Annotated in this window: 15 protein-coding genes and 1 pseudogene; 10 read left to right on the top strand and 6 right to left on the bottom strand. The window is 42.3% G+C overall.

Annotated features, from left to right (window positions below; all coding sequences use genetic code 11):
• The 4 genes and pseudogenes from E0409_RS08245 to E0409_RS08230 all read left to right on the top strand — a co-directional run.
• A partial coding sequence (locus tag E0409_RS08245; RefSeq protein WP_033854855.1) for an IS256 family transposase occupies nucleotides 1–243 on the top strand: 243 nt, incomplete at its 5' end.
• 119 nt (nucleotides 244–362) lie between these two features.
• Nucleotides 363–966 (top strand): annotated as a pseudogene (locus E0409_RS08240) (hypothetical protein).
• 155 nt (nucleotides 967–1,121) lie between these two features.
• Nucleotides 1,122–3,539: a YgiQ family radical SAM protein gene (locus E0409_RS08235; protein WP_131289582.1), complete on the top strand. Its 2,418-nt coding sequence runs from the start codon at nucleotides 1,122–1,124 to the stop codon at nucleotides 3,537–3,539.
• A gap of 350 nt (nucleotides 3,540–3,889) precedes the next feature.
• Nucleotides 3,890–4,435 (top strand): DUF2726 domain-containing protein, encoded by a 546-nt coding sequence (locus tag E0409_RS08230; protein ID WP_131289581.1) that lies wholly within the window; start codon nucleotides 3,890–3,892, stop codon nucleotides 4,433–4,435.
• A gap of 51 nt (nucleotides 4,436–4,486) precedes the next feature.
• Here E0409_RS08230 and E0409_RS08225 read toward each other — a convergent pair whose 3' ends face one another.
• The 5 genes from E0409_RS08225 to mdtD all read right to left on the bottom strand — a co-directional run bounded on the left by E0409_RS08225 (nucleotide 4,487) and on the right by mdtD (nucleotide 9,680).
• Nucleotides 4,487–4,846, bottom strand: coding sequence for a RidA family protein (locus tag E0409_RS08225; protein WP_131289579.1), 360 nt, complete (start codon nucleotides 4,844–4,846; stop codon nucleotides 4,487–4,489).
• Between the two features lie 394 nt (nucleotides 4,847–5,240).
• A complete protein-coding gene (gene dinB, locus E0409_RS08220; RefSeq protein ID WP_131289577.1) occupies nucleotides 5,241–6,296 on the bottom strand; it encodes a DNA polymerase IV in 1,056 nt (351 codons plus the stop codon).
• A gap of 48 nt (nucleotides 6,297–6,344) precedes the next feature.
• Nucleotides 6,345–7,364, bottom strand: a complete 1,020-nt coding sequence (locus E0409_RS08215; protein WP_131289575.1) for an MBL fold metallo-hydrolase — start codon at nucleotides 7,362–7,364, stop codon at nucleotides 6,345–6,347.
• Nucleotides 7,365–7,425: 61 nt separating this feature from the next.
• A complete protein-coding gene (locus E0409_RS08210) occupies nucleotides 7,426–8,211 on the bottom strand; it encodes a glycoside hydrolase family 25 protein (RefSeq protein ID WP_131289573.1) in 786 nt (261 codons plus the stop codon).
• Nucleotides 8,212–8,288: 77 nt separating this feature from the next.
• A complete protein-coding gene (mdtD, locus tag E0409_RS08205; protein ID WP_131289571.1) occupies nucleotides 8,289–9,680 on the bottom strand; it encodes a multidrug transporter subunit MdtD in 1,392 nt (463 codons plus the stop codon).
• A 343-nt stretch (nucleotides 9,681–10,023) separates the two neighbouring features.
• On the opposite strand from mdtD, the gene E0409_RS08200 reads away from it, so the two are divergent.
• A complete protein-coding gene (locus E0409_RS08200; protein ID WP_131289569.1) occupies nucleotides 10,024–10,992 on the top strand; it encodes a hypothetical protein in 969 nt (322 codons plus the stop codon).
• A 62-nt stretch (nucleotides 10,993–11,054) separates the two neighbouring features.
• Here the strand turns inward: E0409_RS08200 and E0409_RS08195 are convergent, their stop codons facing one another.
• Nucleotides 11,055–11,675: an LOG family protein gene (locus E0409_RS08195; protein WP_131289592.1), complete on the bottom strand. Its 621-nt coding sequence runs from the start codon at nucleotides 11,673–11,675 to the stop codon at nucleotides 11,055–11,057.
• 339 nt (nucleotides 11,676–12,014) lie between these two features.
• Here E0409_RS08195 and E0409_RS08190 point away from each other — a divergent pair, with 339 nt between their 5' ends.
• From E0409_RS08190 to parC, 5 genes are all read left to right on the top strand, one after another.
• Nucleotides 12,015–13,592, top strand: coding sequence for a TerC family protein (locus E0409_RS08190; RefSeq protein WP_131289567.1), 1,578 nt, complete (start codon nucleotides 12,015–12,017; stop codon nucleotides 13,590–13,592).
• An 85-nt stretch (nucleotides 13,593–13,677) separates the two neighbouring features.
• Nucleotides 13,678–14,145, top strand: coding sequence for a YchJ family protein (locus E0409_RS08185; protein ID WP_131289565.1), 468 nt, complete (start codon nucleotides 13,678–13,680; stop codon nucleotides 14,143–14,145).
• 60 nt (nucleotides 14,146–14,205) lie between these two features.
• Nucleotides 14,206–14,850, top strand: a complete 645-nt coding sequence (locus E0409_RS08180; protein WP_086193105.1) for a trimeric intracellular cation channel family protein — start codon at nucleotides 14,206–14,208, stop codon at nucleotides 14,848–14,850.
• 136 nt (nucleotides 14,851–14,986) lie between these two features.
• Nucleotides 14,987–16,306 (top strand): niacin transporter NiaP, encoded by a 1,320-nt coding sequence (gene niaP / locus E0409_RS08175; RefSeq protein WP_131289562.1) that lies wholly within the window; start codon nucleotides 14,987–14,989, stop codon nucleotides 16,304–16,306.
• A gap of 164 nt (nucleotides 16,307–16,470) precedes the next feature.
• Nucleotides 16,471–18,690 (top strand): DNA topoisomerase IV subunit A, encoded by a 2,220-nt coding sequence (gene parC / locus E0409_RS08170; protein WP_131289560.1) that lies wholly within the window; start codon nucleotides 16,471–16,473, stop codon nucleotides 18,688–18,690.
• The last annotated feature ends 85 nt before the right edge of the window (nucleotides 18,691–18,775 follow it).

Genomic DNA, 18,775 nt, shown 5'->3' with positions numbered 1-18,775 from the left:
AGCTACCCTGCTGAAATACGTCATGCGATTTATACAACAAATGCAATTGAATCATTGAATAGCGTGATCCGCCATTCAACTAAAAAGAGAAAGATCTTCTCTTCTGATGATTCAGTGAAAAAGGTCATTTATTTAGCAACTTCAAATGCTGCTAAAAAATGGACCATGCCAATTCAAAATTGGCGTTTAGCAATGAATTGGTTTACGATTCAGTTCGATGATCGATTAAAAGATCATTTATAAAAAATGGAACTTACACAAAATAATTTACAGGCTCTAAATTCTTCTGTTTTGATTAAATTATCTTTCGAATCAGAGATTAAATTTTAGAAGGCTATACTGATTAGGCATACGGAGTTCTTATGTCTGATACAAATTCTGAGCCTACGTACATTGAATATGGTTCAAAGCTATTTCTTGCAATTGTATTGTCATTATTTTTAGCGGGATTTTCCTCTTTCTCATTGTTGTATTGTGTGCAACAGATGATGCCTATTTTTGCAAAATTCTTTACTGTTTCTCCTGCACATAGTAGTTTCCCTTTATCCTTTTCTACAGTTGCTCTTGCGATAGGGTTATTGTTTACGGGCTTAATTTTAGACTGGTTTGGTCATAACCCTCTTATAGTTTGGGTGCTGTTTTTAGCTGTAAGTTTATTGATTCTCAGTTCAATTCTTCCTATTTGGGAAGTCTTTTTAGGCACACGGGTATTGATTGGGGCTGATTTTATTTACCTTTTCATTTTTTGCTGCGTATTCCACTTCAAGTAGTTGGGTGTCAGTACAATTATTACAATATCGTGCCGTAGGATTTTCATTTTACTTGTTTAGTTATTACATGGGATCCAGTATTTTGGGCAGTAGTAGCGGTTTAGTCTGGGAAAACTATGGTTGGAATGGCTTAAGCGTCTTTATTAGTGCTGTGCTGATCATAGGATTATTTTTTGCGCTACAACTCTTTCGGTAATCATCTTCATAAGCATCAAATAATTAAAAATTTAAACCACTGTTTTTGGATATTTTTTAATCAAGAATATGAGCGGAATTCATGGTAAAATGATCGGCTTTCATCTTTGATCTAATTTTCAGATCTTCCATCTGCCAGCCGAGAATTTGCTAGCCATGTCTACAGCTTATACCGCACAGACAGCGCCGACTGCGTTGTTTGATTACGACAAATATTGGGCGTCTTGTTTTGAACCCGCACCATTTTTGCCGATGTCGCGCGAGGAAATGGATCTACTCGGCTGGGATGCCTGTGACTTTATTTTAGTGTGTGGCGATGCCTATATCGACCACCCATCTTTCTGTTCAGGCATTATTGGACGTACCCTTGAAGCGCAAGGCTTCCGTGTGGGGATTATTGCTCAGCCAGATTGGACCAATCCTGAGGCATTCCGTGTACTGGGTAAACCGACCATCGCTTGGGGCGTGACTGCCGGCAATATGGATTCGATGATCAACCGTTATACGGCGGATCGTAAAATCCGTTCCGATGATGCTTATTCACCAGATAATCAGCCGAATAAACGTCCAGACCGTGCCGCAACTGTGTATTGTCAGCGTTGCCGTGAAGCATTCCCGGATGTGCCGGTATTGTTGGGTGGTATTGAAGCATCGTTGCGTCGTATTGCGCATTATGATTACTGGTCAGACAAAGTCCGTCGGTCGGTGTTGATGGATTCAAAAGCTGATTTATTGATGTACGGTAATGGTGAACGCTCGATTACTGAAGTGATGCACCGTCTGGCCAAAGGTGAAAAAATTCACGAGATTACCGATGTTCGTGGTACTGCTTTTATTGTCAATAAACATAACCGTGCGTCTAAAGCCAAATTTGTTGAAATTGCGTCGAATGATGTCGATGCAATTGGCCGTGTCGATCCAATCATCAATCCTTATGTGATGACTGAAGATTTGGATGGCTGTGAAATTGAAAAGGATAAAGGTAATTCTTTAACTCAATATCAAAATTTCCAGAAAGAACTGGTTGCCAATCCAATCGTGCGTGAAGGGGACAATTTAGCACCTGATACACAAATTGTGCAGTTGCAACCCGCTTCCAAAGCAATCAAACACAAGTTGCCACCTCGTGAATTGGCTGTCATTCGTTTACCGGCATTTGAAGAAGTCGCTGCAGATCCAGTTTTATATGCACATGCCAACCGTATTCTGCATCTGGAAACCAATCCCGGAAATGCGCGTGCCATGGTACAAAAACATGGTGAGCGTGATGTCTGGCTGAATGCACCTCCAATTCCGTTAACAACGGAAGAAATGGATTATGTGTTTGATTTGCCTTATGCACGTCTGCCACATCCATCTTATGGCGAAGCACGTTTCCCTGCTTTTGACATGATCAAGTTCTCCGTGAACATCATGCGTGGCTGTTTTGGCGGTTGTACTTTCTGTTCGATTACCGAACATGAAGGTCGTATTATTCAAAACCGTTCTGAAGAATCTATTCTGCGTGAAGTGGAAAAAATTCGTGATACGGCGCCTGGCTTTACCGGTATTATTTCCGATTTAGGTGGGCCGACTGCGAACATGTATCGTTTGCAGTGTAAAGATCCTGAAATTGAGAAAAACTGTCGTAAACCATCGTGTGTATTCCCTGGTGTTTGCCAAAACTTGCATACTGACCATGCACCATTGACGCAGTTGTATCGTAAAGCACGTGAATTAAAAGGCATTAAGAAGATTCTGATTGGTTCAGGTCTGCGTTATGACCTGGCAGTGTTGAATCCTGAATATGTGAAAGAGCTGGTTCAGCATCACGTGGGCGGCTACCTGAAAATTGCACCGGAACATACCGAAAAAGGTCCATTGTCGAAGATGATGAAACCAGGTATTGGTACGTATGATCGCTTCAAACAGATGTTTGACCGTTTCAGTAAGGAAGCAGGCAAAGAACAATACCTCATTCCTTATTTCATCGCGGCGCATCCGGGTACCACCGATTACGACATGATGAACTTGGCGGTTTGGTTGAAGAAGAACGGTTTCCGTGCCGATCAGGTGCAGACTTTCTATCCATCTCCGATGGCAACTGCAACCACCATGTACTACACCGGTAAAAATCCGTTGGCGAAAGTGGCGCGTTATACTGAAAATGTTGACATTGTAAAAGGCGAAAAGCGTCGTCGTTTACATAAAGCCTTTCTGCGTTACCATGATTCGAATAACTGGCCATTATTGCGTGAAGCATTGAAAGAAATGGGCCGTTCAGACCTGATTGGTAACTCGAAACAGCATTTGATTCCGACGTATCAGCCTGTGGGTACCGAAGGTCAGTATCAATCGGCACGTAAGAAAAACTCGACTGTTGCCGGTGATTCGCAAAAACGTAGCGGTGACAATGCTGTTCGGAATCATTCCGCAGCGAACCCGTCGCGTCCGTCGAATACCAAAAAACGTCCTGAAAAAGGTCAGATCTTGACTCAGCATACCGGTTTACCACCCCGTGAAACTGGGGATGCTAAAAAACCGTTTGGTGGTCCTAAACCAAAAGGTAAATCTAAGCCGAAATCGAGAGCTTGATTTAAAAAATAAAAAAAAGAACGCTTAGGCGTTCTTTTTTATAATTAATTAAAAAATAACAGGAATTAAACAGCTCGTCGGAATTGTAGGACAATATCTGAAAGTATGGTTGCATCAGTGCTTGGGCTTGATATACCCTATTTATAGTGTCTAATTAAAGGATTTAATTTAGACATCAATCATGAGCATAAAATCACTGCAACTTTTTGTCAGCTTTTATGATGATTTCGTCGTTATTTAAATGCAGTTTGTTTACTTAAAAAATTAATAAAAATAAGAGTTGTATACTGAATTTGATAACAATCGGTGTGACACCGAAAAAGATTATAAAAATTTAAAGGACTAACAGGATGATGGTTTACATTTTGGTCGGGAGTTTGCTCCTATTCTGCGTACTGTGTATGGCTTGGAAAAGTCTGGAAAGCAGTACCAAACAGCAAGATAGTGCTTTAAAGCAAAGAGCTATCTTTAATATTAACGAACAATTAACCTATACGCGGCTCAAGGAAATATTGCCACAGAGCACTATATTGGCCCATGTTTCATTTGATGCGCTATTGACGACTAAATACTCTCGTACCCGCCATAAATATCGCAATATGGTGGCAGACTTTGTGGTGCTTGATAAACATCATCAAGTCACAGCCATTATTGCACTTGATGATCCCATGGCATTAAAGCGTCCCCAGAATGCGCAATATCAAGATGCACTTTTAGCTATGGCGGGATATCGTGTCATTCGCTATGAAGATGTGCCTGAATATTATGAGCTAAGACAAGATTTCCTTCTTGGAAAATCTCCTCACAATCAGTTAGATGTACAGCTGGCAGATACACCAAAGAAGTATAGTTTTTATCCTGAGCTGGAACGAAAGAAAATCCGAATCGTGGGATAATAACAACAAGCATGAATTCATATGCATTCATGCTTATTTATAGCTATCGCTTTAATTTTCTGCACGGACAGCAGTGACTGTCATTTCCACCAAAACGTCCGGTGCATAGAGTTTGGATTCAACACAGGTTCGTGCAGGTGCATGACCTTCAGCCACCCAAGCATCCCAAACTTCGTTCATTGCAGCATAGTCTTGTTGTATATCTTTTAAGAAAATCATCACCGACAAGATATTGCTTTTATCTGTTCCCGCATCTGCCAATAAGCGGTCTATATTATCCAGCGTTTCTTGCGTCTGCGCTTTAATATCCAGTGAGGTGTCATTGGCCAATTGACCGGCTAAATGCACTAAATTCCCCGAAATCGCCACTTCGCAATAACGCTTTTCTACATGTAGACGCTGAACACTCATCAAATTTTAATCCTGTATTTTGGGCATGATCGCTGCGACAATTATAGTAAGTAAATTGCCACATATTGTCATTCATACTCGGGAAAAAATTAGTCTTTAAAAAATGAGTGCGGCTTGGCGCGCGTTGTTCTTGGAGGTGCTTAGAGATTTACAGGAATATTCGCAGAAGGTATGCAAGAGGGGGATTCCATGGTTTACAACAGAGTTGCCCTGTAATATTCGGATTTGATCGTCACGCCAATCACAGGACAGCATGCTAAAAGTAAAGGTGATTTTTAGCATCTCAGCGGCTACATGGATAAATGCATCGCGCCCATAGAGTACCTCAAAAACAGCCGTTATGTATCATCAATTGGTCTAATTTTATTCTTTTGATTGAAAAATATTCAAATGCTTACCACAACGAAAGCTGCGGCTGATCCAGTTGGTCAGAAAGTTGGTAAACCCCAACCCCGATTAAGCGAAATTGAAAATGTTCAGGAATCTGCATTTCGATCAGCAATTGCTGAAGTACATCTTCCAGTTGCTTTTGATTTTCTAAGGGGTGTTTAAAACTTTTACTGTGTTGCAAAACCTGGAAATTTTTCAGTTTCAGTTTGGCCGAAACCCCACGTGCACAGAGTTGTTTTTTCTCTAAATTTGCCCAGACTTGATCCATCATTTTGGACCAGTAGTCCTGGCATTGGATTAAAGTCAGATCATCATCAAAGGTGGTTTCCTTGGAAATCTGCTGGCGTTCACGTTCGGTTTGGACGGGGCGCTCATCAATCCCTTGGGCATACAGAAAAAGCTGCTTGCCATATTTGCCAAAATGTTGAATCAACACCGCTTGGTCAATTTGTTGTAAATCGCCCAAAGTTTCCAATTGCAAAATTTTGAGTTTTTCTTGAGTGACTTTCCCAACACCGGGAATTTTCTTTAACGGCAAATCTTGAATAAAGTTCTGCACCTGTGAGGGTTTAATAACACAAATGCCGTTGGGTTTATGCCAGTCAGATGCAATTTTAGCCAAAAACTTGTTCGGTGCGACACCCGCCGATGCGGTTAAGCCTGTGGCTTGAAAAATATCTTCCCGGATTCGCATGGCGACTTCGGTTGCACTGGGAATATTCTGTAAATTTTTTGTAACATCCAAATAGGCTTCATCTAAAGATAAGGGTTCAATGAGGGGAGTATAACGCTGGAAAATTTGATGAATTTGGGCAGAGACAGCACGATATTTTTCAAAATTGGGTTCTATGACCACTACTTGCGGACAGCGGTTTTTGGCCTGTGACATCGACATGGCTGAGCGCAGCCCAAACTCACGTGCAGGATAAGAGGCTGCACAGACCACAGCGCGTGGATGATGTGAGGCAATCACCACAGGCAAATGCTTTAACTCGGGCCGGTCTTTGAGTTCCACGGATGCATAAAAGGCATCCATATCGATGTGAATGATTTTTTTCATGCAGCCCTAATTCTGCCTCTAACGCTATATAGCTTCAGTATCTCATCTTCATGGCTGAGATTGTAGATCAGTATCAAGTGGATACGACACAGGCTGACTGAGTAAAATGACTTGTGTTTTTTGTTGTTCAGCAGCCTGAATCAGAATTTTTAAGCTTTGCTTGGTGTTATCGGCCAGATAAGGCAAAAATTCTAAAGGCTGATCTACGGGTTTGAAAAAATCATCCCAATGAATAGGTATCACTACTTTAGGTTTTAATGTTCTCAAGGTTTGATCGAGATGGTTTTGCTGAAATTCTTTCGATTGGCGCGAAAGTTGGGCAATGCCTAAAAATAAGGTATCGACCTTTAAATTTTTCAGTTGATCGGGAACAGCACTGGTACTGGCTTTGACCAAAACAGTATGCCCTTGATGTTCAATCAAATAATCAAAGCTATGACCCTCTTTAAATTCAGAAAAACGGGCAGGTTGTTGCAGTGGTTGAGAAATTTCCTCACCCAAATCATTATTCACTGCCGTCGGTGGAGTATGTCGTGAAGGAATGGCTGTGACTTTGAACTCACCAAAGGACATGGGTTGTAAAGGCGGAATCTGGATTAACTGCTGTGCTGCAACGTGTCCGCCTCGTGCAATATTCAAGGTACTGCTTGAACCGATAATTTTCGTATGTGGAAGTCGTTTGCCAAGCTCGGCAAGATCTAGTGTATGGTCATAATGTGAATGGGTGACTAAAACTGCTTGAGTGCGCTGTAAATGCTGTTGCTGAATCATCCGCTGGATTATTGCAGGCTGACTTTGAATTTTCTGAAAAAGTACTTGAGACAGGGAAGGGTGACTAAAGAATCCATCGATTAAAATCTGGGTTTTGCCATCATCAAAAAGTAATGTTGAAACGCCAAAAAACTTTACATTTAGGCTTGAAGATTTCGATGCTTTTTCAGAGGCTTGATATTGCCATTTTTGAAAATCAGACACTTGACCGGAAGGCTGCAGTAAAAAAACCATGCCAGCCACCAAACACAGAATAAGCAGCCCCAATGAAACCCAAAGTCCTTTTTTAATCGACATAATTTTCCTGTTTGTAGTTGTTTATTCTTTTTATTGTTGATGAATAGTTGAGCTTATCTTGTTATTTTTTCGGTAAATTTTCAACTTTTTTTAGTGAGTAGATACCATTTCGTTGTAAAAAGCTGATCCAGTCAGATTCATCGCCATTAAACACATTTAAGTCGACAACTTTAGCAATGCCTTTGATGGTTCCCTGATTGGTATGTTGCCAGAACAGCCATTTCGGCTTGCCTTTTAAATCCGGTTTGCCCTGATATTCACGTACCCACAGCGGAGTTTTGGAAAATTCCCCCGCTAAAATAATGTTATAAAACGATTTGGAAATATAGAAAATCGGTTGTTTGCCATAATGCTGATACAGTCGATCATGCATGACCTGAATTTCTTTCAGTAGCTGTTCCTTGGTGTAGGTGTTGATGCAATTACTGTCATATTCCAGATCAATCACTGGTGGTAAGGCATCGGCTTTATTGGGGACTGTTTCAATAAAATTTTGCGCCTGAATTTCACCATCACGGCATAAGCGATAAAAATGATAAGCACCGACCATCAAGCCATTTTCACGTGCTTGTAACCAATAGTCCTGAAATTTTCGATCCTTAAAATCCCCCCCTTCCGTGGCTTTCAGATAAACAAACCGATAGCTCTTTGGGGAAATCTGTTTCCACTGAATATCGCCCTGATGATGTGATACATCAAAGCCTTTGACCGGATATTCTTGTGCCGAAGCAGGATTATGATGCAATACAAAAACATAAACGACGATTGCGACGCAAATCAGCACCAGGCCTGCGCAAGAGGCGTAAAGCTTTTTATGGCTGTTCTGGGCTAATCGTTTTTTAGACATAAATAATTTAAGGGTGATTGATCCAGCACATGATAACGCGATCTGAAGCTTCAAACCACGCTGTTTCTTCAATCAGCTTAAACAGGTGTATTGCATGGAATGCGCCAAAAAACGCAGGCAGTGATGATATTAATACAGCCCAGAAAAATTAAGGTGCTATGGAACGCCTTAGTGATGTGTTCGACGCCATAATAGGCGGTGAAGATGTTCACCAAGGTTCCTGCCAAAGCCACACCAATACTCATCGATACCATCATAATCATGGATAAAAAACTGTTGCCACTGCTTGCATCTTGTTGAGGTAAATCTTTCAAAGTTAATGTATTCATCGAGACAAATTGCAGAGAATTCAGCATGCCAAAAATAAAGAAGTGCAAAGCGCGTAACCAAATTGGCGTGTCCGCCGTAGTGAGGGCGAAACTGGCAATACAAGCACCCACCAATAAGGTGTTGATCAACAATACCTTTCGATAGCCAAAGCGTTGAATAATTTGACGAATAATCGGTTTGGATGCCAATGAGCCGAGTACGGTGGGAATCATTAACAGACCGGTAATAAACGGTTCAAAACCGAATGCCACTTGTAACATCAGGGGGATAAGAAAGGGCATGGCATTGCCACCTAAGCGGGCAAAAAAATTACCCACAATCCCAATGGCATAAATTTGATTATTGAATAATTTACTGCGAAACAGTGCATTTTGATGACGATGTGCATGATGGGCGTAAATAGCAGCCGCCATTAAACCCGCAGTGATTAATCCACTACTCCACCATAAAGACAGATGGGGGCTAGCAAAGTTTTCGATCCCCATTGAAACGCCGACCATGGCAATCACCAGTAGAATAAAGCCGAAAAAATCAAATGATTTAACACTAGGTTCAGTTACATTCGGCATGGCTTTAACTGTAATTAAACAGCCTAAAAGCCCCATCGGAATATTAATTAAAAAGATCCAGTGCCAGGTCGTTACTTCTACCATCCACCCCCCCAGTGTAGGGCCGATAAGTGGACCCATCAGTCCTGCAAGACTCATCAAACTCATGGCAGATAAAAACTGGGTACGTGGAATGACCTTGAGCATGGCCAAACGACCCACAGGTAACAATAATGCCCCACCAATTCCCTGAATAACCCTATAGACCAGAAGTTCATTTAAGCTGTTGGCAAGTCCACAACCTAATGATGCCAAGGTAAAGATAACAATCGCGCTAAAGTAGGTATTGCGTACGCCAAATCGATCTGCAAGCCAGCCACTTAATGGAATACAGGCCGCCACGGAAAGCACATATGCCACCACGACACTATGCATTTGGAGAGGATCTTCACCTAAATTTACCGCCATCGCGGGAATCGCGGTATTGACGATGGTGGTGTCCAAACCTTGCATAAAAAAGCCAATAGACACCAACAAGACCAACAGTCTAAATTCTGGTTGTAAGGCTTGATGTGATGGCGTGGCGTTCATAAAAGTATAAAAGTGAAATTTTTAAATAGTTTAAAGTAATCCTCCCAACATGGTGTAAGAAAAAGTTGTTCTATCGAGAGTAAGTAAAGAAAATAAAATCTAGATCTAAGTTCAGCTTTTTACACTTCTCTCTGCAATGAAGTCGATCCTTCAACGGCAATCATTCCGATTCATTTGAAATAAAAAAATGTAGATAAAAACAAGATTAAGCCGCTTTTTAATCGACGCTAACAAAATCTTGCCATGCTTATGTCATTAAAGTGACATAAAAATGTCATAATTCAGCCCAACTTCCAGCAGCGCTGGATGAGTACTTTTAATTGGTGAAAAAGGTTTTGTTTTTATGACAATCGAAATTTTGATGATTGTTGGCTTCTGTCTAGCCGCTTATTCAATTGTCGGAAATGATGTGCCGCAGACCTTAGGTACCTTTATTTCATCCAATGCCCATCGTCCCTGGTGGATACTGTGGCTGTATACCAGCAGTATTTTAAGTGTGGTCTTGCTGTATGGCTGGTGGGCTTCAGGTGTTGGCGATGCTTCTTATGGCCGTCTGGAAACCATTCCTTTTCCTGAGGGTGGCATTACCTGGCTGTATATTGTTCCGCCCATCTTGCTGATTTTTTTGACCAAATATGGGATTCCGGTCAGTACCACATTCTTAGTCCTCACGATTTTTTCGCCGAGCAGTTTGGGTTCAATGCTCACCAAATCGATGATGGGTTATGCCGTTGCATTTATTGTGGCAATCATTGTTTATCGATTTGTGATTAAAGGCATTTCAGTTTATTTCAGTAAAACCCGAGACCATAAACCCTCGCATATCTGGATTGGTTTGCAGTGGGTGTCCACGGCATTTCTGTGGAGCCAGTGGCTGATTCAGGATCTGGCGAATATTTTCGTCTATGTACCGCGTCAAGTTCCGCTGGAATTTTTGATTTTTGCGATTCTGGTGTTTATCGTTCTCTTGGGTGTGGTCTTTTATCAACGTGGTGGCGCCATCCAGAAAATTATCGATACCAAAACCGGTGTGGCTGATATTCGTTCCGCGACCATTATCGATTTTATTTATGCCTTGATTTTATTGGTGTTTAAAGAGTGGAGCAACATTCCAATGAGTACCACATGGGTATTCTTGGGTCTGCTTGCAGGTCGTGAGTTTGCGATGTCGATGCATTTGGCTGAAGTAAATAAATATCGAACCTCACGTAACGTCAGTAAAGATGCGATGAAGCTGATGGTCGGTTTAATCATGAGTATTGTGCTTGCCACAACTTTGCCTTGGTTCTATAACTTTATTTCAAATTTATAGTGTAGACAGGGCAATCAAAAAAGCGAGCTCTGGGCTCGCTTTTTTATGTTTAGAATTTGGCTTTAAATCGCAAAGTGTTTCGGAGCACCGAGATTTTTAATCGCATTCAGAATTTGATCGGCATGATTGCAAATAATCAGTTTCGCCCGATGCTGTGGCGGTAAAAAGCCTTCACTGACCGCATGATCCAGCTGGGCAATTAAAGCATCATAAAAGCCATTCACGTTATACAGCATCATGGGTTTTTGGTGCTGATTCAACTGGCCCCAAGTGGCAATTTCCAGAATTTCTTCAAAAGTTCCCAAGCCACCCGGCAGCGCTACAAAAGCACTGGCACGCTCCGCCATCATGGCCTTGCGTTCATGCATGCTTTCTACAATGTGCAATTCGGTGAGTTGGTTATGCGCGATTTCATAATCCAGCATGAATTCAGGAATCACTCCGACGGTTTGACCGCCACGTTGTCTAACCGCGTCAGCAACTTGTCCCATTAAGCCAATACTTGCACCGCCATAGACCAGTCCAAAACCCAAGTCAGAAAGAGCTTGAGCCAGCGCAATGGCTTTTTCTTGGTAAATCGGCTTGTTGCCTGAACGCGAGCCACAATAGAGCGCAATTAAAGGTTGAGTTGTTTTCGGCGTTGGATTTTTATGTTTTGGAGTCATTTTTAATACACTGTTCATCATTATATTTTTTACCATAGCACTTTATTTTTTCATGCTCTAGCTTAGTCTGAAAATATGACACAGCATGTGAGGTCATGAACAGGCTTTGCAAAGATTTGTTAAAACTTGCTGAGATAAAAGAGCGGGAGTACTGAAAAAAAGATGAATTTCTAGTTCATCTTGCTATACTAAAAATCTGTTTTCCAATAAATGAATCAACATGAGTAGTGGTTGTCCTCGCTCTGAACATCTCAATTTTTCCGCAAAAATTATAAAGAATGCTGTTCATAGAATATTCAGCGATTTTAATATGAACATCCTAAAATCAGACCTCTATACCCTGCAGGAGAGCATCCAATGATCTTTGAATGGATGTCAGATCCATCTGCATGGATTGGACTGGCCACTTTAGTGGTGTTAGAAATTGTTCTTGGTATCGATAATCTGGTTTTTATTGCCATTTTGGCGGAAAAACTTCCACCAGAACAGCGTAATGCAGGTCGTATTGTCGGGTTGCTCCTCGCCTTGGCTATGCGCTTAATTTTACTGGCTTCCATTGCTTGGGTCGTGACCTTAACGCAGCCACTGTTCCATATAGTTGATCATCCTTTCTCAGGCCGTGACTTGATTCTACTGTTCGGTGGTGTGTTCCTTTTATTTAAAGGCACCATGGAACTGCATGAACGCATTGAAGGCACTCAACCTCAGAAAGAAGAAAACCCGGTGCATGCCGCTTTCTGGATGGTAATTGTTCAAATTGTGGTGCTGGATGCAGTTTTCTCTCTAGACAGCGTGATTACCGCAGTCGGAATGGTGAAAGACCTTTCTGTAATGATGATTGCGGTGGTGATTGCGGTCGGCATTATGCTTTGGGCATCGAAACCGCTGATGGATTTCGTCAACAAACATCCAACCGTGGTGATTCTATGTTTGGGCTTCTTGATGATGATCGGTTTCTCACTCATTGTTGAAGGTTTTGGTTTCCATATTCCAAAAGGCTATTTATACGCTGCAATTGGTTTCTCGGTGGTGGTTGAGTTTGTGAATCAAACCATGCGCCGTAACCAGGAGAAAATGGTGACCACGACGGATTTACGTTACCGTACCGCTTCTGCGGTAATGCGCATGCTCGGTGGCAAGTCGGAATCACAAAATAATGATGCTGAAGATGTGCTTGCAACCCGTGCATTTGCCGATGAAGTCTTTAATGAACAAAATGGCGCTTATCACAGTGTGATGGTACAGGGCGTACTTGGACTGTCTGAACGACCGGTGAAGTCGGTGATGACACCGCGTCCTGAACTGGAATGGATTGATTTAGACGAAGACGAAATTGCCATTAAAGAACAATTGTTGAGTATGACCCATTCGCGTTTAATTGTTGCGCATGGTGAGTTAGACAATATTGCCGGTGTAGTCCTGACCCATAAAGTGATGAATGAATATATTGAAACCGGTGTACTCAATTTTGAACGTCACTTACGTGAACCGGTGATTGTGCATGAAAATGCTCAAGTGTTGATGGTGATGGAGCAATTACGCCAAGCCCCGTTGCAATTGGCGATTGTCCTGAATGAATACGGTTCGATAGAAGGGATTGCGACACCAATTGATGTACTTGAAGCGATTGCAGGTGAATTCCCGGATGAAGATGAATTTGAAACTGCAGCAGAAAGTCTGGAAGATGGCACTTTAATTCTTGAAGGTTCTACCGATATTCGTCACGTCTCCTTACTTTTAGATTGTGATCTGGTGGATGAGTCTGAACAATACTCAACCTTGTCTGGATATATCTTGCACCACTTGGGTCATTTACCGGAAAGTGGGGCAAAATTCGAAGCCGATGGTTATATCTTTGAAGTGGTGACAATGGATGGTCATAAAATTGATAAAGTCCATATCATTCCGAAAATTGAAAACCATGCCAATGATTAACTAAATTAAGGCAGATTGTCTTTAAAGCAAGATAATTGATTAAAATAGCTCGCATCGTCGGGCTATTTTTTATTGGGAAAATTTGATGTCAGAAAGCAATTGTCCATGTGGTCTTGGAATGTATGCCAGCTGTTGCCAACCGCTACATTTGGGACAGGTGAAAGCGCAAACTGCAGAACAGGTGATGCGTTCACGTTATAGCGCATTTGCCAAACATGAAATTGACTATATTGTCAAAACCACAGCCATTGGACAGCAACAGGCATTGGATGTGGCTGCGATTCGTGACTGGAGTCAGTCCAATCAATGGCTCAAGTTGGAAATTGTGCAAGCCAAAGAAAAAATAGATAAAAATCATGCACAAGTAGAGTTTAAGGCACATTATCATGATGGCAAACAGGCTCAGGTTCATCATGAAGTTTCACATTTTGTGCTACACGATGGAGCTTGGTATTTCCTTGATCCGACCACAGAGATGCAAATCACCATGAAGCAAGCCTGCATTTGTGGATCGGGGAAAAAATTTAAACAATGTTGTGCACAATATCTGTAAATTTCATCTGAATTTGCCTTAGAATAACGCGCATCGATTACCCTCAGTGGAAGAAGGGCAATGTTGCTATTAGTGATTTATATTATTGCGATTACGGCCGAAGCCATGACCGGGGCTTTGTCGGCTGGTCGGCGTAGTATGGATTGGTTTGGGGTAACGCTGATTGCTTGTGTGACGGCACTTGGTGGCGGTTCAGTTCGGGATGTATTGCTCGGACATTATCCACTGACTTGGGTCAAACATCCTGAATATTTGGTGTTAACCTGTGCTGCGGCCTTTGTCACTATCCTGATTGCCAAATGGATGCGCCATTTACGCTCTATCTTCTTGATTCTGGATGCCATGGGGCTGATTGGCTTTACCGTGATTGGTTGTCAGATTGCACTGGAAATGGGACATGGTTTCGTGGTTTCAGCTGTGGCGGGTGTCCTGACGGGTGTCTCTGGCGGTATTCTGCGTGATATTCTGTGTAACGATGTACCCTTGGTGTTCCGCCGTGAACTGTATGCCAGTATTTCTTTTGTGTCAGTTATCTGTTACTGGGTCTGCCAAGAGATTGGTTTCTCCCTGGAAGTCACCGTAATTTCGACTCTGATCTTCGGTTTCTCTTTACGCTGTATCGCCATCTACTTCGGACTGGAAATGCCCAAATTCATTTATAAAGATGATGATGATCAATCGGCATCTTCCAAAGATGCTTCATAAGAATTTTCAAAAAAAACGGGAAATGACCGACGAAATGAGCGGTCATGATCTTCAAATTAGCGTATAAAAATCAGCAAAATCATAAATCCTGTTGGGAAAGCAGTATGCACCCTTTCACCAAATCAGAGATCTTGTTATGGATTTAGTCTCACGTGTACAACGCTTACCCATTGGTAAGTTTCACTATACCTTGCTATGGGTGATCGGACTCGGCTGGATGTTCGATGCAATGGATACTGGTCTGATTGCTTTTATTTTGACGACCATGGCCGAAGAATGGAACATGACCCCGACTGAAAAAGGCTGGGTGGTGTCGATTGGTTTTGTCGGTATGGCGATTGGTGCAGTTTTCTCTGGGGGATTAGCCGATCGTATTGGGCGTCGTACCGTATTTGCCATTACTTTGGTGACCTATAGTATTGCCACTGCTTTATGTGCCTTTGCACCCAATTTGACCTGGTTATTGGTGTTTCGTTTTATTGTCGGTTTAGGTTTAGGTGGACAGCTTCCTGTTGCGGTAACTTTGGTCAGTGAATACATTCCTGCGCACGTACGCGGACGCTTTATTGTTTTACTGGAAAGTTTCTGGGGCTTGGGCTGGCTGGTCGCGGCTCTGGTTTCCTACTTTGTGATTCCGAATTATGGCTGGCATATCGCATTTTTAATTGGTGGTTTGCCTGCCATTTATGTGTTTATGATTCTGAAAAAAGTGCCAGAGTCTGTTCCGTATTTGATTAACCGTGGACGGATTGAAGAAGCGCATGCTCTGGTTCAAAAACTGGAACGTCAATGTGGTGTGGAAGTGATTCAACACATTGAAGTCAAACCGGTTGCGGAAAAGCAGAATATTTCTTTTAAACAGCTTTGGACTGGCCCATTTGCTCGTCGTACCTTAATGCTCTGGCTGATCTGGTTCGGGATTGTCTATTCGTATTATGGCATTTTTACCTGGTTGCCAAGTTTGTTGATCAAACAGGGCTATACGATTGTGCAGTCTTTTGAGTATGTGCTGATTATGATTTTGGCGCAGCTTCCGGGTTATGTTGCCGCAGCATGGCTGGTGGAAAAACTGGGACGTAAAGCCACATTGGCGGGCTTTATTGGCATGTGTGCCGTTTCGGCTTATTTCTTTGGCCAAGCGGATACCGTGAACATGATTATGTTCTGGGGTTGCTTGATGTCGTTCTTTAACTTGGGTGCATGGGGCGTGCTTTATACCTATACGCCAGAACAGTATCCAACCAATATTCGTGCTTTTGGTTCTGGTTGGGCCTCTGCGATTGGTCGTATGGGCGGGATTGTGGCACCGATCGTGGTTACCCATATGATGGTGATGAACAATGGTTTCAGCCACGTCTTTACAATGTTTACTGCAGTATTGCTGGCTGTGGCTTTGGTGATTTTAGTCTTAGGCGAAGAAACCAAAGGCAAGACTTTAGAATCGATGGGTTTATAAAATTGCTGATTTTTTAGTTGATCGAACATTATAAAGTGGATATTTTTAGGCCATAAGACACAATTTGTCGCAGAGTGTTCAGTACTGCCCTTGTATAGACTGCACCTGCGACTTAGCATAACAACGTAGATACAAAAACGAATTATTTAGGATTTCACGCTTTTATGACCAGCCTTGTGCATCATGCGACAGAAAATCGTTCCGTAGCAGAATTTACTGAACAAGCTTACCTTAACTATGCCATGTACGTGATTATGGATCGTGCATTGCCGCATATCAGTGATGGTTTAAAACCGGTGCAGCGCCGTATCGTTTATGCGATGAGTGAACTGGGCTTAAAGCATAGTGGTAAGCCGAAAAAATCTGCCCGTACGGTAGGTGATGTACTGGGTAAGTACCATCCGCATGGTGACTCTGCCTGTTATGAAGCCATGGTGCTGATGGCACAGCCGTTTAGTTATCGTTATCCCTTCATCGAAGGTCAGGGCAACTGGGGTTCACCCGATGATCCGAAATCCTTCGCAGCAATGCGTTATACCGAAGCCAAACTTTCACTTTACAGTGAAGTGCTGTTGTCTGAGTTGGGTCAAGGCACCTGTGACTGGCAGGACAACTTTGATGGTTCGATGAAAGAACCGGTGAATTTACCGGCACGTGTACCGAATATTTTGTTGAATGGTACCACCGGTATTGCCGTAGGGATGGCAACCGATATTCCGCCACATAACTTACGTGAAGTGATTAAAGGCACCATCGCGCTGATTCGTAATCCAAATTTAAGCGATGAAAAAGTTGCCGAATATATTCCGGCACCCGATTTGCCGACCAAAGCGGAAATTATTACCTCGGCTGATGATTTATTAAAAATTCAGACCACCGGTCGTGGTAGTTATCGTATGCGTGCGGTGTACACGATAGAAAAAAATGAAATCGTGATTACCGAGCTACCGTATCAGGTGTCGGGTTCAAAAATCATCACCCAAATTGCCGATCAAATGCAGGCGAAGAAATTGCCTTTGGTGAGCGATGTTCGAGACGAATCCGATCATAAAAATCCAACCCGTTTGGTGATTGTGCTGCGTTCCAATCGTATTGATGCCGAAGCGGTGATGAGTCACTTATTCGCAACGACCGATTTAGAGTCAAGCTATCGTGTCAATATGAACATGATTGGTGCTGATGGTCGTCCGCAAGTGAAATCGATTCGCCGTATTTTGCTGGAATGGATTGAAATCCGTAAGAATACCGTGACCCGTCGTCTGCAATACCATTTAAATAAAATTGAAAAGCGCCTGCATATTTTGGCCGGTCTTTTGATTGCCTATTTAGATCTGGATACAGTGATTCGTATTATTCGCGAAGAAGATCATCCAAAAGCTGAGCTGATTGCACATTTCGGGATTGATGAAATTCAGGCCGAAGCCATTCTGGAACTTAAGTTACGTCATTTGGCAAAACTTGAAGAAATGGAAATTCGCCGTGAACAGGAAGAATTGGAAGCACGTGCTGCCATTATTCGTGAACAATTGGCAAACCCGGAATCATTAAAGAATCTGATCATTACCGAACTGAAAGACGATGCCAAGAAATTTGGTGATGACCGACGTTCGCCAATCGTGCAACGTGCCGAAGCTGCCGCGATTAGCGAACAAGACCTGATGCCGGCTGATCCTGTAACCGTGATTTTGTCAGAAGCAGGCTGGATTCGTTGTGCCAAAGGGCATGATGTGGATGCTGAAAATGCAAATTTCCGTGCAGGCGATCAGTACTTAAGTCATGCAACCGGCAAGTCGAATCAACGTACGTATGTGCTAGATGAAACAGGGCGCAGTTATGCACTGGCGATTAACAGTTTGCCATCGGCACGAGGTTTGGGTGAGCCCTTAAGCTCCAAACTTGCTCCTGCAAATGGGGTTGGCTTTATTCAAGTCATGATCGCAGATGATGAGCAGGAAATTATTGCGGTGAGTTCTAAAGGTTACGGCTTTAAATCCAATGCAAAACAGCTAGATACCAATGCGAAAGCGGGTAAAGCCTTCTTAACCGTATCGGATGATGCCAAAGCATTGCCATTGCAAACGGTGGATGCCAATACGCATTTAGCCATCCTGAGTACCGCTGGCCGTTTATTGGTGATTGATCTGTCAGAATTGCCAATCCTGAACAAGGGTAAAGGAAACAAGTTGATACAACTTGAACCGAATGAACAAATTTTGTCCATGACATTACTTTGTTTAAATGAAATAATTCAAGTAGTTGCAGGACAGCAACAATTAAAACTAAAAGGTGATGATCTTCAGAAATATGTAGGTAAAAGAGCGACTAAAGGTCAACTCTTACCACGGGGATATCAAAAAGCAAATAAACTGTTCATTCAAAGATAAAACTAGCATCCATTGATCAAAATACGTTATATATGATCCGTATTCGTGTAAATGGATGTCGTGTTATGCCTAAACAAGTTCAATA

It is taken from the genome of Acinetobacter sp. ANC 4862, from assembly GCF_004336635.1.
GTDB lineage: Bacteria > Pseudomonadota > Gammaproteobacteria > Pseudomonadales > Moraxellaceae > Acinetobacter.
The sequence above is the reverse complement of the archived record's forward strand: the minus strand, read 5'-3'. Positions and strand labels throughout refer to the sequence as shown.

What these genes read in the sequence shown, in the direction of transcription:
- dinB (WP_131289577.1), bottom strand. Translation starts at nt 6,296, where the DNA reads ATGAAAAAAATCATTCACATCGATATGGATGCCTTTTATGCATCCGTG.
- parC (WP_131289560.1), top strand. Translation starts at nt 16,471, where the DNA reads ATGACCAGCCTTGTGCATCATGCGACAGAAAATCGTTCCGTAGCAGAA.
- niaP (WP_131289562.1), top strand. Translation starts at nt 14,987, where the DNA reads ATGGATTTAGTCTCACGTGTACAACGCTTACCCATTGGTAAGTTTCAC.
- E0409_RS08185 (WP_131289565.1), top strand. Translation starts at nt 13,678, where the DNA reads ATGTCAGAAAGCAATTGTCCATGTGGTCTTGGAATGTATGCCAGCTGT.
- E0409_RS08210 (WP_131289573.1), bottom strand. Translation starts at nt 8,211, where the DNA reads ATGTCTAAAAAACGATTAGCCCAGAACAGCCATAAAAAGCTTTACGCC.
- E0409_RS08180 (WP_086193105.1), top strand. Translation starts at nt 14,206, where the DNA reads ATGTTGCTATTAGTGATTTATATTATTGCGATTACGGCCGAAGCCATG.
- E0409_RS08225 (WP_131289579.1), bottom strand. Translation starts at nt 4,846, where the DNA reads ATGAGTGTTCAGCGTCTACATGTAGAAAAGCGTTATTGCGAAGTGGCG.
- E0409_RS08230 (WP_131289581.1), top strand. Translation starts at nt 3,890, where the DNA reads ATGATGGTTTACATTTTGGTCGGGAGTTTGCTCCTATTCTGCGTACTG.
- E0409_RS08235 (WP_131289582.1), top strand. Translation starts at nt 1,122, where the DNA reads ATGTCTACAGCTTATACCGCACAGACAGCGCCGACTGCGTTGTTTGAT.
- E0409_RS08215 (WP_131289575.1), bottom strand. Translation starts at nt 7,364, where the DNA reads ATGTCGATTAAAAAAGGACTTTGGGTTTCATTGGGGCTGCTTATTCTG.
- E0409_RS08195 (WP_131289592.1), bottom strand. Translation starts at nt 11,675, where the DNA reads ATGAACAGTGTATTAAAAATGACTCCAAAACATAAAAATCCAACGCCG.
- E0409_RS08200 (WP_131289569.1), top strand. Translation starts at nt 10,024, where the DNA reads ATGACAATCGAAATTTTGATGATTGTTGGCTTCTGTCTAGCCGCTTAT.
- mdtD (WP_131289571.1), bottom strand. Translation starts at nt 9,680, where the DNA reads ATGAACGCCACGCCATCACATCAAGCCTTACAACCAGAATTTAGACTG.
- E0409_RS08190 (WP_131289567.1), top strand. Translation starts at nt 12,015, where the DNA reads ATGATCTTTGAATGGATGTCAGATCCATCTGCATGGATTGGACTGGCC.